This window comes from Ensifer sp. Root278 (genome assembly GCF_001429285.1).
Classification (GTDB): Bacteria; Pseudomonadota; Alphaproteobacteria; order Rhizobiales; family Rhizobiaceae; genus Ensifer.
Genome location: NZ_LMJJ01000023.1, coordinates 435,862 through 449,843 on the forward strand (window position 1 = coordinate 435,862; position 13,982 = coordinate 449,843).

The window sequence follows — 13,982 nt, forward strand, 5'->3', positions numbered from 1 at the left end:
TACTGTCGAATTCCAACCGCTCACGCCAAAAGCGCCTGCGACGCCTGACCAAGGACGGGCGAACAGGGCGGCTTTTTCCGCGGGCGCCGCGGTTCGTCTTCAGATATTCGCCACCGGCGAACTGATCGCTGCGGCAGGCTCTGCCTCGGCGGCAGGCGGATTGCTCTCATCCAGCAGCTTGCGCACCTCCATCACGCCCTTTGCCGTATCCGACCAGCTGTGTCTCCAGACGAGAAGTCCCACCGAGCCGATGATGGCGACGAGAAACGCAATCGGGCCCAAGAACCAGAGGGCCGCGGCAACGGTGAAGTAGTAGGAGCGAACGCCCTGGCTGAATGAGCGAAGTGCCGGATTGATCATCAGCGACAAGGCGTGGGTCCATGCGGCGATGTCTCGGGCTTCGTCCCGCGACGGACTGGCTCCGATCGCCGCAAGGCAGTAGTTGATCTGCCGGACCGCCCAGATGAATTCGGAAAGCCCCCGCAGCAATGTCGCCATGACGAGCAGCACCTTGCACTGGAATAGCCACAGCGGTTCGATCGGCGCGAACATCGAAATGATCCCCGCCTGAAGACCTGCCGTCGGCTGGATGAAAAGCGCACTGCTCATGGCGACGATGACGATGAGATTGGCCGAACCGAAAAACGAGGCTGAGTTGATCGTGTGACCGAGGATGGCGGCATCGCCGATGAAATTGGTATCCCGTGTCAGGACCTCGCGCATCCAGGCCCGCCTGATACGCACCATGTCGAGCATCAGGCTGTCTGTCCGGCGCGGCCAGCCAAGCGCCATCATCGGCTCCAATCCCACCCAGGTTACGAGGAACAGGATAATCGCAATCCAATCCAGTATCTGCACGGCCAGCCTCCCACCATACCCGCTGCTAATTGAAACAGGTAGGAAGGGCACGTCAACGCGCTCGCGAGCGGTGGCGCGATCGAACCATCCGCACTGGTCTAAGTTTGAGGGCGGCGGATGTGCTGGGTCACACCGATCGAGGGCTGGTTACCATTTCACCCCCAGGCCGATATTACCTTCGAGCACGTCGATCTTTTCCCCACCGAGATTGGTGGTGTAGTCAGCCTTCACATAGAGGCTTGTGGTCTCCGACAGCTTTGCGACAAGACCGCCGCCAAGTTCCAGCGCCGTTCCGCCCCCCTCTGTCACGATCGGGTCCGCGCCGAAGGTCAGGCGCTGATCAGCGTCGAAACTGTGCCAGACGTCTCGGCAATCACTTCGCCTTGCAGGCGGAAGCTCAACCGTCCGGTCACCGCGTCGTCGCTGTCGAACTTGACGGTCGAGAACGCATCGCGCTGATCGTCAAGCGTCAGATGCTGCCAGATGATCTGCGCCTGCGGCTCCAGCGTCCAGTTTTCCCCGAGTGCGATCGGATAACCGCCTTCGAGCGAGGCCGTGATGCCGGTACCATCGACCTCGACACCGCTGCCGCCGACCGACCGGGCGTCGCCGTCAAACCAGCTGCCCATCAGAATTGCGTCGAGATACCAGCCGCCGGGACCGATATGGGTCCAGTAGCCACCAAAGCTGTTTGCCCTGACGTCGATCTCGCCGACATGCAGATTGTTCCAGCCGACCGCCTGCCCGGCGATGTCGCCATCGGCACGCGCGTGGCTGAAGAATACGCCGACGCGGTCGTGATGGCCTTGCGCCGACTCCCAACCGAAGAGATCCTGGCCGATCTGAAAGCCTAGGATATTGCCGTCGAAGCTGGGATCGACAGTTCCCTTCCAGTCCAGTTCCGTCTTTTGGCCGAAGACATGGCCCCAGCTTGCCGTCAGGGTGCCCACCCTGTCGAGCAGCGATTGTTCGCCACGCCGTTCATGGAAGGTGCCAAGGGTCGAAAGCGCCAGATATTCGGCAAACGGTCACCTCGTCTTGCGATCGCTTTGACGGCTAGGACCCGGCCGGCGGCCAGTCGGGCGTGCGGGAGAGCGGAAGTACTTGCACAGAGCGGAACTCGCGCGGGCCGCCGATTGACATCTTCTGTATCCTGGATACAATTTGCCTCGATCTTGGGAGGGATCGATGAACCAATCCTTCGAATGGCGAAGCCAATCGCGCCTTCTTGACGAAGTAGCTCAGGCACTTCGCGAACGCATCTATGCCGGCGTCTATGCGCCGGGCGCGACGCTGCGCCAGGAGCGGATCGCCGCCGAATTCGGAATCAGCCGTACGCCGCTGCGCGAAGCCTTGCGGGTGCTCGAGCGCGACGGGCTGGTGGTCAACAAGCCGGGCAGCGGTGTCAGGGTCGCAACCGCAGACCTGCCGAAGCTTCTGGACGCCTATGCCGTGCGCGAAGCGATGGACGGCGTGGCTGCCCGCAACGCCGCCGAGCGCGCCACCACCGCCGAGATCAAGGATCTGGCAAAGCAGGTGGAGCGCCAGCGCAAGACTGTCGAGAACTGGGATCCCGCCGCCTACACCCAGTCCAACGTGATCTTTCACGAGGCGATCGTCGCCGCCTCGCGCAACACATCGCTCGCACCGCTCGGACCGCTTCTGCGTATGACCTCGCAGGTCTTTGCGCCCGCCTTTTCGCTGTCCAGCGAACGCGCGAGCACCGCGGTCGCCGAGCACGGGCTGATCGTCGAGGCGATCGCGGCACGAAACCTCGACGAGGCCGAGAAGCTGGCACGCGCCCATATCAACGCGACGGCAACGAGATTGAAAGCGCTCCTTGAGGCGCGCGAGACTGACAAAGAGGCATGACGTGAAGACCTACGGCAATTTCATCTCGAACAACTGGCAGGACGCAGCGGGCGGCGAATTCATCACTGTCCGGGATCCCTCAAACGGCCAGGAGTTCGCGCGCATCGCCCGGGGGACCCGGGACGACATCGACCTCGCAGTGCGCTCCGCGCGCGCGGCTCTCTCCGGTGACTGGGGTCGGATGACGCCGACCGAGCGCGGCCGGGTATTGACCCGGATATCGGCTGCAGTGCTGCGCAACATCGATCTTCTGACCGAGCTCGAGGCGCGCGATGTCGGCAAACCCGTGACGCAGGCGCGCGCCGACGTCGTGGCGCTTGCCCGTTACCTTGAATTCTACGGCGGCGCCGCCGACAAGGTGCACGGCGATACCATCCCGTATCAGAACGGTTTCACCGTTCTGACGGTCTATGAGCCGCATGGGGTGACGGGCCACATCATTCCCTGGAACTACCCGATGCAGATCCTCGGCCGCAGCCTCGGTGCAGCACTTGCCATGGGCAACGCGGCCGTGGTCAAGCCGGCCGAAGAGGCGTGCCTGACGATCCTCGAATTTGCCCGCATCGCCGAAGAAGAAGGCTTGCCGTCGGGCGCGCTCAACATCGTCACCGGTTTCGGCTCGGAGGCAGGCGCCGCGCTTTCCGAACATCCTGACGTCAACCACATCTCCTTTACCGGTTCGGTCCGGACAGGCGAAATGGTGCAGGCGGCAGCCGCGAAGAACGCGGTGCCGGTGACGCTGGAACTCGGCGGCAAGTCGGCCCAGATCGTCTTCGCCGATGCGGACCTCGATCGCGCCGTTCCCTTCCTGGTGAACGCCGGCATCCAGAATGCCGGCCAGACCTGCTCGGCCTCCTCGCGCATCCTCGTGGAACGAGCCGTCTACGAGGAGGTTGTCGCGCGCATGAGCGAACGGTACCGCGCGCTGAAGGTCGGCCCGGCGGGCGCCGATCTCTCCGTCGGCCCGGTCGTCTCGCAGCGGCAAAAGGCCATCATCGAAGGCTTCCTCGCCGATGCCGCAAAGGATGGCCTGAAAGTGGCGGCGCACGGCGAGATCGTTGCCGATGCGCCCACCGAGGGCGCCTATGTCGCGCCGACGCTTTTGCGCGACGTGCCGCACGACCATCGCACGGTACAGGAAGAAATCTTCGGCCCGGTGCAGGTGATCATGCCGTTCGACGGCGAGGACGAAGCCATCCGGCTCGCCAACGGCACCGCCTATGGCCTCGTCTGCGGCGTCTGGACCAATGACGGCGGTAGGCAGTTGCGGATGGCGCGTGCCGTTCACGCCGGCCAGGTCTTCATCAACAATTACGGCGCCGGCGGTGGCGTCGAGCTGCCTTTCGGCGGCGTCAAGAAATCCGGCCATGGCCGCGAGAAGGGCTTTGAGGCCCTCTACGGGTTTGCCAGCATGAAAACCATTTCTGTCTACCACGGCTAGAGCCGGATGAGGAAAAGTGTGCGCGGTTTTCCGCCCGCATCCCGCTCTAACCCTTGATCTAAGTCCCCTCGGGAGGAACAACAAAATGTCACTGGAAGGTAAAGTCGCTCTTATCACCGGCGCGGGCTCCGGCTTCGGTGAGGGCATTGCGAAGCGCTTCATCGAAGGCGGCGCCAAGGTCATCGTCGTCGATCGCGATGCCAAGGGCGCCAAGCGCGTGGCGAACGAACTCGGCGGCAATGCCTTTGCCGTGGTCGCTGATATTGCCAAACAAGCGGATGTCGAGGCAGCCGTTGCTGCAGGCCTCGAGAAATTCGGACGCGTCGATATCCTGATCAACAATGCCGGCATCGGCCACAAGCCGCAGAACGCCGAACTGGTCGAGCCGGATGAGTTCGACCGGATCCTCGGCGTCAACGTGCGCGGCGTCTACCTGATGACGCGGGCGCTGCTGCCGCACATGAAGGAAAACAAGTCGGGCGTGATCGTCAACATCGCGTCGACCGGCGCCAACCGGCCGCGGCCGAACCTTGCCTGGTACAATGCGACCAAGGGCTGGGTGGTCTCCGCCACCAAGGCGCTGGCGATCGAGCTCGCGCCGTTCAACATCCGCGTCGTCGCGCTCAATCCGGTCGCCGGCGAAACGCCGCTGCTTTCGACCTTCATGGGCGAGGACACCGAGGAAATCCGCAAGAAGTTCCGCGACTCCATTCCGCTCGGGCGCCTGTTGAAGCCCGAGGATCTCGCCGAAGCCGCCGCCTTCGTCGCCTCGCCGCAGGCATCGATGATCACTGGCGTCGCGCTCGACGTCGACGGCGGCCGATCGATCTGATTGCTTCGATCTGACTACTGGGACCATAAACAACGAAACCGCAAAGCGGGGGAACTATGCTGAATTTGACGAAATGGGCACTTGCCTCATGCTTCATCGCCGCGTCGCTGACGACGGCGATGGCCAAGGATACGATCACCGTCGGCCAGGTGCTGGAGCCGCCGGGCCTCGACCCGACCGCCGGTGCCGCCGCACCGATCCGCTACATCACCTACGGCAACCTTTTCGAAGGTCTCGTGCGTGTTGTCGAGGATGGCAGCGTCAAGCCGCTGCTCGCCGAGAGCTGGACGGTCTCCGACGACCAGAAGACCTACAGCTTCAAGCTTCGCCAGGGCGTCAAGTTCCACGACGGCACGCCGTTCGACTGCTCGGTCGTCAAGTTCTCCTATGAACGCGCGGTCGGGGCCGATTCGACCAACGCGCAGAAAGGCCTGTTCGAGCCGATCGAAAAGACCGAATGCCCGGACCCGGCGACGGCGGTCGTGACGCTGAAGCGCCCGGCCTCCAATTTCCTCTTCAACATGGCCTGGGGCGATGCGGTCATGATCGCGCCGGCGGCGGCGGCGGACAACAAGACCAAGCCTGTCGGCACCGGCCCGTTCAAATTCAAGGAGTGGGCGAAGGGCGACAAGGTGGTGCTCGAAAAGAACGCCGACTATTGGGGTGAACCGGCCAAGCTCAGCGAAGTGACCTTCAAGTTCATCAGCGATCCCTCGGCTGCCGCTGCCGCCGTTCTCGCCGGCAATGTCGATGCCTTCCCGATGTTCCAGGCCGCAGAACTGGTCAGCCAGTTCCAGAGCGATCCGAACCTGCAGGTCGAGGTCGGCAGCACATCGGGCAAGGTGGTGCTCGCGCTCAACAATGCGCGCAAACCCTTCGACGACGTGCGGGTCCGCCAGGCGCTTGCCCACGCGATCGACCGCAGGGCACTGGTCGAGGGCACCTATTCGGGCTTCGGAACGACGATCGGTTCGCACTATTCGCCTGTCGAACCCGGCTATGTCGATCTCAACGAAACCTACCCCTATGACCCCGGCAAGGCGCAGCAGCTGTTGCAAGAAGCGGGAGTCCAAGGCCTTGAGATCACCATCATGCTGCCGCCGCCGGCCTATGCCCGGCGTGGCGGCGAGATCATCGCGGCGATGCTGAGCGAAGTCGGCGTCAAGGTGAACCTCGTGCCGATCGAATTCGCGCAGTGGCTCGACCAGGTGTTCAAGAACTCGGACTTCGACGCGACGATCATCGCCCATGCCGAGGCCCGCGACCTCGATATCTATGCGCGCGACAAGTACTACTTCAACTACCAGAACCCCGAGTACAAGGCGCTCTACAAGTCCTTCACGCTCGCTTCGACCGAAGCCGAGCAGCTGGACCTCGCAGGCCAGCTCCAGCGCAAGCTGGCGGCCGACGAGCCGAACGTCTTCCTCTACGCGTTGCCGAAGATCGGCGTCTGGAACAAGAAGGTGAAGGGTCTCTGGAAGAACATGCCGGTTCCGGCCGACGACCAGACCCAGACCTATTGGGAAAACTGAGGATTGGCATCCGCCCCTTTGACGAGGGGCGGAGGCAGATCACGCGTTGACCGGCACACCCGGCGCCGGTCAACGCTCGCTCTTTCCGGGAGGTTGATGTGATTTCCTTTATCGGCGGTCGCCTCGTGTCGCTCATTCTGACGACGCTTGCCGCTTCAGTCATCGTCTTTCTGCTGATGCAGGTGCTGCCCGGCGACCCCGCCGTGCTGATGCTCGGCATGAATGCCGACGCCGACGCGATCGCGGCGCTGCACCGGCAGCTCGGCCTCGATCAGCCGATCTGGATCCGCTACCTCCACTGGATCGGCGGTTTCGTCGTCGGCGATTTCGGCACGAGCCTCACCTATTCGGTGCCGATCCGCGAACTGCTCGGGCCCCGCATCCTCGTGACGCTGCCGCTGGCCCTGCTCTCCATGGCGATCTCCGTCGTCGTCGCCATCGCCATCGGCGTCTATGCCGCCGCCAATCGCGGCAAGACCGGCGACACCGTCGTCATGGGCATCGCCCAGGTCGGCGTCGCGATCCCGAATTTCTGGCTGGCGCTGCTCTTCATCCTGCTCTTCGCGCTGAAGCTCGCCTGGTTCCCGGCTTCAGGTTTTGCCGGCTGGGAAGGCGGTTTCTGGAACGGCTTGCATTCACTGATCCTTCCGGCCTTCGCGCTCGGCCTGCCGCTTGCCGCCATTCTCGCACGCGTGACCCGCTCCGCGGTCATCGAAACGCTCGGCGAGGATTTCATCCGCACGGCGCGCGCCAAGGGGCTGAGCCGTTCGGGCGCCCTATGGAAACACGCGGTGCCAAACGCGCTGATCCCGGTCGTCACCATCATCGGCCTGCAGTTTTCCTTTCTGCTCGCCGGCACGATCATCATCGAAAACGTCTTCAACCTGCCGGGCGTCGGCCGCCTCGTCTTCCAGGCGATCGCCCAGCGCGATCTCGTGACGGTGCAGACGCTGGTGACGCTGCTTGCGGCCTCCGTCATCACCATCAATTTCCTCGTCGATCTGGTCTACGGCTATCTGGATCCGCGGCTTTCGCGGGGAGGCCACTGATGTCCACGTCCGCAGCCACTTCTGAACCCGGCGTGATCTCCAAGCTCATCGGCAGCCGCAGCCTGACGATCGGTGCCACCGTCACCCTGATCCTCGTGGCCATGGCGCTCGTCTCCTTTGCCTGGACGCCCTATTCGCCGACCGCGATGAACTTCCGCGACAAGCTGCAGGGACCGAGCCTTGCCCATTGGTTCGGCACCGACAATTTCGGTCGCGACATCCTGTCGATGATCATGGTCGGCGCCCGCAATTCGATCTCAGTTTCGATCGTCGCCGTCTTGGTCGGCGCCGGCATCGGTGTGCCACTCGGCGCCTGGGCTGCCGCACGTGGCGGCTGGGTCGATGGTCTGGTCATGCGCATGAGCGACCTTGCTTTCGCCTTCCCCGCGCTTCTGACTGCCGTGATCATCACCGCCATCTTTGGGCCTGGCGCAACCAACGCGATGATCGCGATCGGCATCTTCAACATCCCCGTCTTTGCCCGCGTCACCCGCGGTGCCTCGATGGGCCTGTGGAAGCGCGAATATGTGCAGGCGGCGCGCTGCGCCGGCCGCGGCGACGTGGCGATCACGCTTTTGCACATTCTGCCCAACATCAACCACGTGCTGCTGGTGCAGGTGACGATCCAGTTCGCGTTGGCGATCGTCGCCGAGGCCGGGCTTTCCTATGTCGGCCTCGGCACGCAACCGCCGATGCCGAGCTGGGGCAAGATGCTGAACGACGCCCAGACCTTCATCTACCAGGCGCCGTGGCTTGCAATCTTCCCGGGCCTGGCGATCACTTTCGCGGTGCTCGGCCTCAACCTGCTTGGCGACGGTCTGCGCGACATTCTCGACCCGCGCGTGAGGCGGCAACGATGACGAAACCCTTGCTTCACATGGCCGGCATGTCGGTCGAACTCTCGGCGGGCAAGAGCCAGGTCGATATCGTCTGCGACATCGATCTCGAACTCAACCGCGGCGAGCGCCTCGGCATCGTCGGCGAATCCGGCAGCGGCAAGTCGATGACCGCACTCGCCGTGATGGGCCTGTTGCCGCAGCGCATGCGGGTGCGCGGCGAGCTTTTGTTCGACGGCCGCAATCTCGCTGGCTTGGCCGAGGCCGAGTATTGCGGCTATCGCGGCCGACGCGTCGCGATGATTTTTCAGGAGCCGATGACGGCGCTGAACCCGGTGAAGTCGATCGGCGCACAAATCGCAGAGGGACGGCGGCTGCATCTCGGCGAACCCAAAGCCGATGCCGAAACGAAGGCGCGCGCGCTTCTCGACCGGGTCGGCCTGCCTGCGCCGCGCTTCGATCTGGATCTCTACCCGCACCAGCTCTCGGGCGGCCAGAGGCAGCGCGTGATGATCGCCATGGCGATTGCCTGCGAGCCGGACCTTTTGATTGCCGACGAGCCGACGACCGCGCTCGACGTGACGGTGCAGGCGCAGATCCTCGACCTGCTCGACGAACTCATCGAAGACACCGGCACCGCGCTGATGCTGATCACCCACGATCTCGGCGTCGTCTCCGAAATGACCGACCGCATCGCCGTCATGTATGCAGGCCGCATCATCGAGACCGGGCGTACGGACGACGTCTTCGCCCGCATGGCGCATCCCTATGCCCGCGGCCTCTTTGCCGCCTCGCCGCATGGCGCAGCACTCGCGCCACGTCGCGCGGGCGAAGGGCGGCCGCGGCTGAACGCCATCCCCGGCATCGTGCCTGATCCCTTTGGCCGGCCAGCCTACTGTTCCTTCGCCGAGCGCTGTTCCTTCGCGCAGCCGGATTGCCGCCGCGCGATCCCGACGCTGGACCTGATCAATACCGATGGAAATGTGCAGCATCGCGCGGCCTGCTTTCATCCCCGCGAAAGGATGGTGGCACCGTGAGCGAGACCATTCTCAAGACCACCGATCTGGTGCGCGAATACGATCTGCCACGCCCGTCGATCTTCTCGAAACACAGCCGCCTGCGCGTGCTCCATGGCGTCAGCATCGAACTCGCCGCCGGCCAGAGCCTTGGCATCGTCGGCGAAAGCGGCTCCGGCAAATCGACGCTGGTGCGCTCGGTGATGGGACTGGAGCGACCGCAATCGGGCGAGGTCAATATCGCCGGCACGAACATCTACGCGCTCGACCGGGCGGGCTTGCGCGAGGCACGCAAGGGATTCCAGGCGATCTTCCAGGATCCCTACGGCTCGCTCGATCCGCGCCATACGGTCCGCACGATCATTTCCGAGCCGATCGTCTCGCTGGAACGCGGGACCGGCACCGCCGAGCGCAACCGGCGCATCGCCGAGGTGCTGGAGGCGGTTGGGCTGCCGCTCGCATCGGCCGACAAATACCCGCACGAATTCTCCGGCGGCCAGCGCCAGCGCATCGCCATTGCCCGCGCGCTGATCACGCGGCCGGCGTTGATCGTCGCCGACGAGCCGGTTTCGGCGCTTGACGTGTCGATCCAGGCGCAGGTGCTGAACCTGATGATGGACCTGCAGGAAAAGCTCGGCCTTTCCTACCTGTTCATCAGCCATGATCTCGGCGTGGTCCGCGCCATCACCGACCGGGTCGCCGTCATGCATCTCGGCCGGATCGTCGAGGAAGGGCCGACGAACGAAGTCTTCGACAACCCGCGCCATCCCTATACCCAGGCGCTGGTCGCCGCCGTGCCGAAACCCTTCTCCGGGCGGCGCAAGGGCGTGCGGTCCGACGGCCCCCCGCAGACGCCCGTCCATACCGCAACGACCGCAGCCGGCTGCGCCTATGCCGCCGTCTGTCCCATGAGGCAGGAGATCTGCCTGACCCGCACGCCCGTGGCCAAGCCGGTAACGCCGGCCTGGTCCGCCCGCTGTCATTTTGCCTAGAGCGTCCTTTGTGCGTTCATATGAACGCACGGCGCTCTAGAGCCCCAAGCTCTGCAGTTCCACGGAACTGCGCATATCGCAGGAATATACGCCATGTCCGAACTCGCCGATTTCTCCGCCGTCTCCCTTGTCGAGGCATACCGCTCGAAAAAGCTCTCTCCCGTCGAGGTCACCGAGGCTGTCATCACCCGCATCGACGCCTCGGAACCGAAGCTGAATGCGCTCTGGGCCTATGACCCAGCCGAAGCGCGCAAAGCAGCAAAGGCATCGGAAGAACGCTGGGCGAAGGGTGAACCGCTCGGCGCGATCGATGGCGTGCCGGTGACGATCAAGGAGAATATCGCGACGAAGGGAACGGCCGTGCCGCTCGGTTGCGCCGCCGTGTCGCTCACTCCAGCCGCCGCTGACGCGCCGCCGGCCGCCCGCACCCGCGAAGCGGGCGGCATTCTTCTTGCCAAGACGACCATGCCCGACTACGGCATGCTTTCTTCAGGACTTTCCAGCTTTCACAAGCTTGCCCGCAATCCGTGGGACCTTTCGGCCAATCCGGGCGGATCGAGCGCCGGCGCCGGCGCGGCAGCCGCCGCCGGCTATGGTCCCCTTCACATCGGCACGGACATCGGCGGCTCGGTCCGGCTGCCGGCCGGCTGGTGCGGCGTCGTCGGGCTGAAGCCTTCGGCGGGCCGCGTCCCGATCAATCCGCCTTTCATCGGCCGTGTCGCCGGGCCGATGACCCGAACGGTCGCCGATACCGCGCTCTACATGTCGGTGCTGTCGAAGCCGGATGCCCGCGACACGATGGCCCTGCCCTATGCCGATATCCCCTGGTTGGATCTCGATCGTGACGTGAAGGGCCTGAAGATCGGTCTCTGGCTTGACGCCGGCTTTGGCCAATCGGTCAGCGAAGAAACGCAACAGGCCGTCAGCCGAGCGGCCAAGCTTTTCGCCGATGCCGGTGCAATCATCGAACCGGTCGGCCCGTTCCTCACCCGCGAGATGATCGACGGTCTCGACCGCTTCTGGCGCGCACGCGGCTGGGAAGACGTGTCACGCCTTTCGCCGGAAAAACAGGCGCAAATCCTGCCCTACATCTTCGACTGGATCAAAACGGCGGAGAGTTTCTCGGGCCGCGAGGTCTATACCGGCTTCGCCCAGATCGAGGCCATGCGCAATGCGCTGCACGCCGCACTCACCGGCTTCGATTTCATCCTGTCGCCGACCGCGCCGACAGCATCCTATCCAGCCGAATGGGCCTCGCCGGTCAACGACCCACAGAAACCATTCGAACACATCGCCTTCACCGTCGCGGTCAACATGGGTGGACACCCGGCGATCTCGATCAACTGTGGCTATACCGCTGGCGGCCTGCCGATCGGGCTGCAGATCATCGGCCAGTCCTTCGACGATATCGGCGTGCTGCGCCTTGCCCGTGCTTACGAAACCATACGTCCTGAGCAGCGTCCCTGGCCGAAGGTGGCAGCATGACCGACACCATGCGTTACACCGTCGAAAGCGGCGATCTGGAAAACATCGTCTCCCGGCTACTCGATATCGTTCGCCGGCTTGGCGTCAGCGTTTCGAAGCTTGCAGTCGAGGTGGACGGCGGCAAGGCTAACCTCGAAATCGCCGTGTCCTCGGCCTCGCACGCCGTAACGAACACGCTGCGCGAGCGCATCGGACAGATCGAAGGCACGAAACCGGCGACTTAGCCCGGACCTCGCCCGCATCCTCATCATTAACGCGGCCCTGCCGCTCGACATCTGACTAAACACAGGAGTGCCGAAAATGGCCCGCAAACTTTTCATCCTTCCCGGCGACGGCATCGGCCCGGAAGCCATGGCGGAAGTCCGCAAAATCATCGCCTACATGAATGCCGAGCTTGGAGCCGGTTTCGTCACCGACGAGGGCCTGGTCGGCGGTTCGGCCTATGATGCCCATGGCCAGGCGATCTCGGAAGCGGACATGAAGAAGGCGCTGGCCGCCGATGCGGTGCTGTTTGGCGCCGTCGGTGGCCCGAAGTGGGATGCGGTGCCCTACGAGGTGCGTCCGGAAGCCGGCCTGCTGCGCCTGCGCAAGGATCTCGAACTGTTCGCCAACCTGCGCCCGGCGATCTGCTATCCGGCACTGGCCGCCGCCTCGTCGCTGAAGCCCGAGCTGGTCGAAGGTCTCGACATCCTGATCGTGCGCGAACTGACCGGCGGCGTCTATTTCGGCGAGCCGAAGSAGATCATCGATCTCGGCAACGGCCAGAAGCGCGGCATCGACACCCAGGTCTACGACACCTACGAGATCGAGCGCATCGCCGGCGTCGCCTTCGARCTGGCCCGCACGCGGTCCAACCGCGTCTGCTCGATGGAAAAGCGCAACGTCATGAAGTCGGGCGTCTTGTGGAACCAGGTGGTGACCGAGACGCACAAGGCTGCGCAAGGATCTCGAACTGTTCGCCAACCTGCGCCCGGCGATCTGCTATCCGGCACTGGCCGCCGCCTCGTCGCTGAAGCCCGAGCTGGTCGAAGGTCTCGACATCCTGATCGTGCGCGAACTGACCGGCGGCGTCTATTTCGGCGAGCCGAAGGAGATCATCGATCTCGGCAACGGCCAGAAGCGCGGCATCGACACCCAGGTCTACGACACCTACGAGATCGAACGCATCGCCGGCGTCGCCTTCGAACTGGCCCGCACGCGGTCCAACCGCGTCTGCTCGATGGAAAAGCGCAACGTCATGAAGTCGGGCGTCTTGTGGAACCAGGTGGTGACCGAGACGCACAAGGCGAAATATTCTGACGTTCAGCTCGAGCACATGCTGGCCGATGCCGGCGGCATGCAGCTGGTGCGCCAGCCCAAGCAGTTCGACGTCATCGTCACCGACAACCTGTTCGGCGACATGCTGTCGGACGTSGCSGCSATGCTGACCGGCTCGCTCGGCATGCTGCCGTCGGCCTCGCTCGGTGCCCCGGATGCGGTGACCGGCAAGCGCAAGGCGCTCTACGAGCCGGTGCATGGCTCGGCCCCCGACATTGCCGGCAAGGGCATCGCCAACCCGATCGCGATGATCGCCTCCTTTGCCATGTGCCTGCGTTATTCCTTCAACCTGGTGACGGAAGCCGACAATCTGGAGAAGGCGATCGCCGCCGTGCTCGACCAGGGCATCCGCACCGGCGACATCATGGCCGAGGGTGCGAAGAAGGTCGGCACGACCATTGCCGGCAAGGGCATCGCCAACCCGATCGCGATGATCGCCTCCTTTGCCATGTGCCTGCGTTATTCCTTCAACCTGGTGAGGGAAGCCGACAATCTGGAGAAGGCGATCGCCGCCGTGCTCGACCAGGGCATCCGCACCGGCGACATCATGGCCGAGGGTGCGAAGAAGGTCGGCACGACSGAAATGGGCGACGCCATCCTCGCCGCGTTCAAGGCRCTGTCGGCCTGAGCCACCAACGATTCCAGTCGGCGTGATCTGACGCCGACCTGCAGGCAAGAACAGACACCTCCGGAGCGCATCCGGAGGTGTTTTGCGTCGCACGGCCTTGAATTTGCCGAAAGAACCGACACAT

General features: G+C 64.0%; 14 protein-coding genes and 2 pseudogenes. 13 read left to right on the forward strand and 3 right to left on the reverse strand.

Annotation, left to right across the window (positions count from 1 at the left end):
- Positions 1-99 precede the first annotated feature (99 nt).
- The 3 genes from ASE60_RS18455 to ASE60_RS18460 form a co-directional block, all read right to left on the reverse strand.
- Positions 100-858 carry a DUF599 family protein gene (locus ASE60_RS18455; protein WP_113132932.1) on the reverse strand — a complete coding sequence of 253 codons (759 nt, stop codon included), beginning with the start codon at positions 856-858 and terminating at the stop codon, positions 100-102.
- A 147-nt stretch (positions 859-1,005) separates the two neighbouring features.
- Positions 1,006-1,167 (reverse strand): autotransporter outer membrane beta-barrel domain-containing protein, encoded by a 162-nt coding sequence (locus ASE60_RS35740; RefSeq protein ID WP_244495656.1) that lies wholly within the window; start codon positions 1,165-1,167, stop codon positions 1,006-1,008.
- A gap of 20 nt (positions 1,168-1,187) precedes the next feature.
- Entirely contained in the window at positions 1,188-1,871 is a 684-nt protein-coding gene (locus ASE60_RS18460) for an autotransporter outer membrane beta-barrel domain-containing protein (protein ID WP_309140378.1), read from the reverse strand.
- A 175-nt stretch (positions 1,872-2,046) separates the two neighbouring features.
- On the opposite strand from ASE60_RS18460, the gene ASE60_RS18465 reads away from it, so the two are divergent.
- From ASE60_RS18465 to ASE60_RS35745, 13 genes and pseudogenes are all read left to right on the forward strand, one after another.
- On the forward strand, positions 2,047-2,730 hold the full coding sequence (locus ASE60_RS18465) for a GntR family transcriptional regulator (protein WP_057251983.1): 684 nt from the start codon (positions 2,047-2,049) through the stop codon (positions 2,728-2,730).
- A gap of 1 nt (position 2,731) precedes the next feature.
- Positions 2,732-4,171, forward strand: coding sequence for an aldehyde dehydrogenase family protein (locus ASE60_RS18470; RefSeq protein WP_113479262.1), 1,440 nt, complete (start codon positions 2,732-2,734; stop codon positions 4,169-4,171).
- Between the two features lie 85 nt (positions 4,172-4,256).
- Positions 4,257-5,003 (forward strand): SDR family oxidoreductase, encoded by a 747-nt coding sequence (locus tag ASE60_RS18475; protein ID WP_057251985.1) that lies wholly within the window; start codon positions 4,257-4,259, stop codon positions 5,001-5,003.
- Positions 5,004-5,059: 56 nt separating this feature from the next.
- Entirely contained in the window at positions 5,060-6,535 is a 1,476-nt protein-coding gene (locus tag ASE60_RS18480; RefSeq protein WP_057251986.1) for an ABC transporter substrate-binding protein, read from the forward strand.
- 98 nt (positions 6,536-6,633) lie between these two features.
- Complete coding sequence (locus tag ASE60_RS18485; RefSeq protein ID WP_057251987.1) at positions 6,634-7,584, forward strand: ABC transporter permease; 951 nt, start codon at positions 6,634-6,636, stop codon at positions 7,582-7,584.
- Entirely contained in the window at positions 7,584-8,444 is an 861-nt protein-coding gene (locus ASE60_RS18490) for an ABC transporter permease (protein ID WP_057251988.1), read from the forward strand. The genes ASE60_RS18485 and ASE60_RS18490 overlap by 1 nt, the downstream gene beginning before the upstream one ends.
- A complete protein-coding gene (locus tag ASE60_RS18495) occupies positions 8,441-9,457 on the forward strand; it encodes an ABC transporter ATP-binding protein (protein WP_057251989.1) in 1,017 nt (338 codons plus the stop codon). Before ASE60_RS18490 ends, ASE60_RS18495 begins: the two co-directional genes overlap by 4 nt.
- Positions 9,454-10,428, forward strand: a complete 975-nt coding sequence (locus ASE60_RS18500; protein WP_057251990.1) for an oligopeptide/dipeptide ABC transporter ATP-binding protein — start codon at positions 9,454-9,456, stop codon at positions 10,426-10,428. Before ASE60_RS18495 ends, ASE60_RS18500 begins: the two co-directional genes overlap by 4 nt.
- A gap of 93 nt (positions 10,429-10,521) precedes the next feature.
- On the forward strand, positions 10,522-11,913 hold the full coding sequence (locus ASE60_RS18505) for an amidase (RefSeq protein WP_057251991.1): 1,392 nt from the start codon (positions 10,522-10,524) through the stop codon (positions 11,911-11,913).
- Positions 11,910-12,137 (forward strand): hypothetical protein, encoded by a 228-nt coding sequence (locus ASE60_RS18510; RefSeq protein WP_057251992.1) that lies wholly within the window; start codon positions 11,910-11,912, stop codon positions 12,135-12,137. Before ASE60_RS18505 ends, ASE60_RS18510 begins: the two co-directional genes overlap by 4 nt.
- Before the next feature lie 76 nt (positions 12,138-12,213).
- Positions 12,214-12,846, forward strand: a pseudogene (locus ASE60_RS33905) (isocitrate/isopropylmalate family dehydrogenase); the annotation flags it as partial.
- Positions 12,845-13,624 (forward strand): annotated as a pseudogene (gene leuB / locus ASE60_RS18520) (3-isopropylmalate dehydrogenase); the annotation flags it as partial. The pseudogenes ASE60_RS33905 and leuB, both read left to right, overlap by 2 nt.
- Positions 13,625-13,627: 3 nt before the next feature.
- Entirely contained in the window at positions 13,628-13,858 is a 231-nt protein-coding gene (locus ASE60_RS35745) for an isocitrate/isopropylmalate family dehydrogenase (protein WP_280137717.1), read from the forward strand.
- Positions 13,859-13,982 lie beyond the last annotated feature (124 nt).

Coding starts and splice junctions, on each gene's coding strand:
- ASE60_RS18465 (WP_057251983.1), top strand. CDS start 2,047: ATGAACCAATCCTTCGAATGGCGAAGCCAATCGCGCCTTCTTGACGAA.
- ASE60_RS18475 (WP_057251985.1), top strand. CDS start 4,257: ATGTCACTGGAAGGTAAAGTCGCTCTTATCACCGGCGCGGGCTCCGGC.
- ASE60_RS18480 (WP_057251986.1), top strand. CDS start 5,060: ATGCTGAATTTGACGAAATGGGCACTTGCCTCATGCTTCATCGCCGCG.
- ASE60_RS18490 (WP_057251988.1), top strand. CDS start 7,584: ATGTCCACGTCCGCAGCCACTTCTGAACCCGGCGTGATCTCCAAGCTC.
- ASE60_RS18495 (WP_057251989.1), top strand. CDS start 8,441: ATGACGAAACCCTTGCTTCACATGGCCGGCATGTCGGTCGAACTCTCG.
- ASE60_RS18505 (WP_057251991.1), top strand. CDS start 10,522: ATGTCCGAACTCGCCGATTTCTCCGCCGTCTCCCTTGTCGAGGCATAC.
- ASE60_RS18510 (WP_057251992.1), top strand. CDS start 11,910: ATGACCGACACCATGCGTTACACCGTCGAAAGCGGCGATCTGGAAAAC.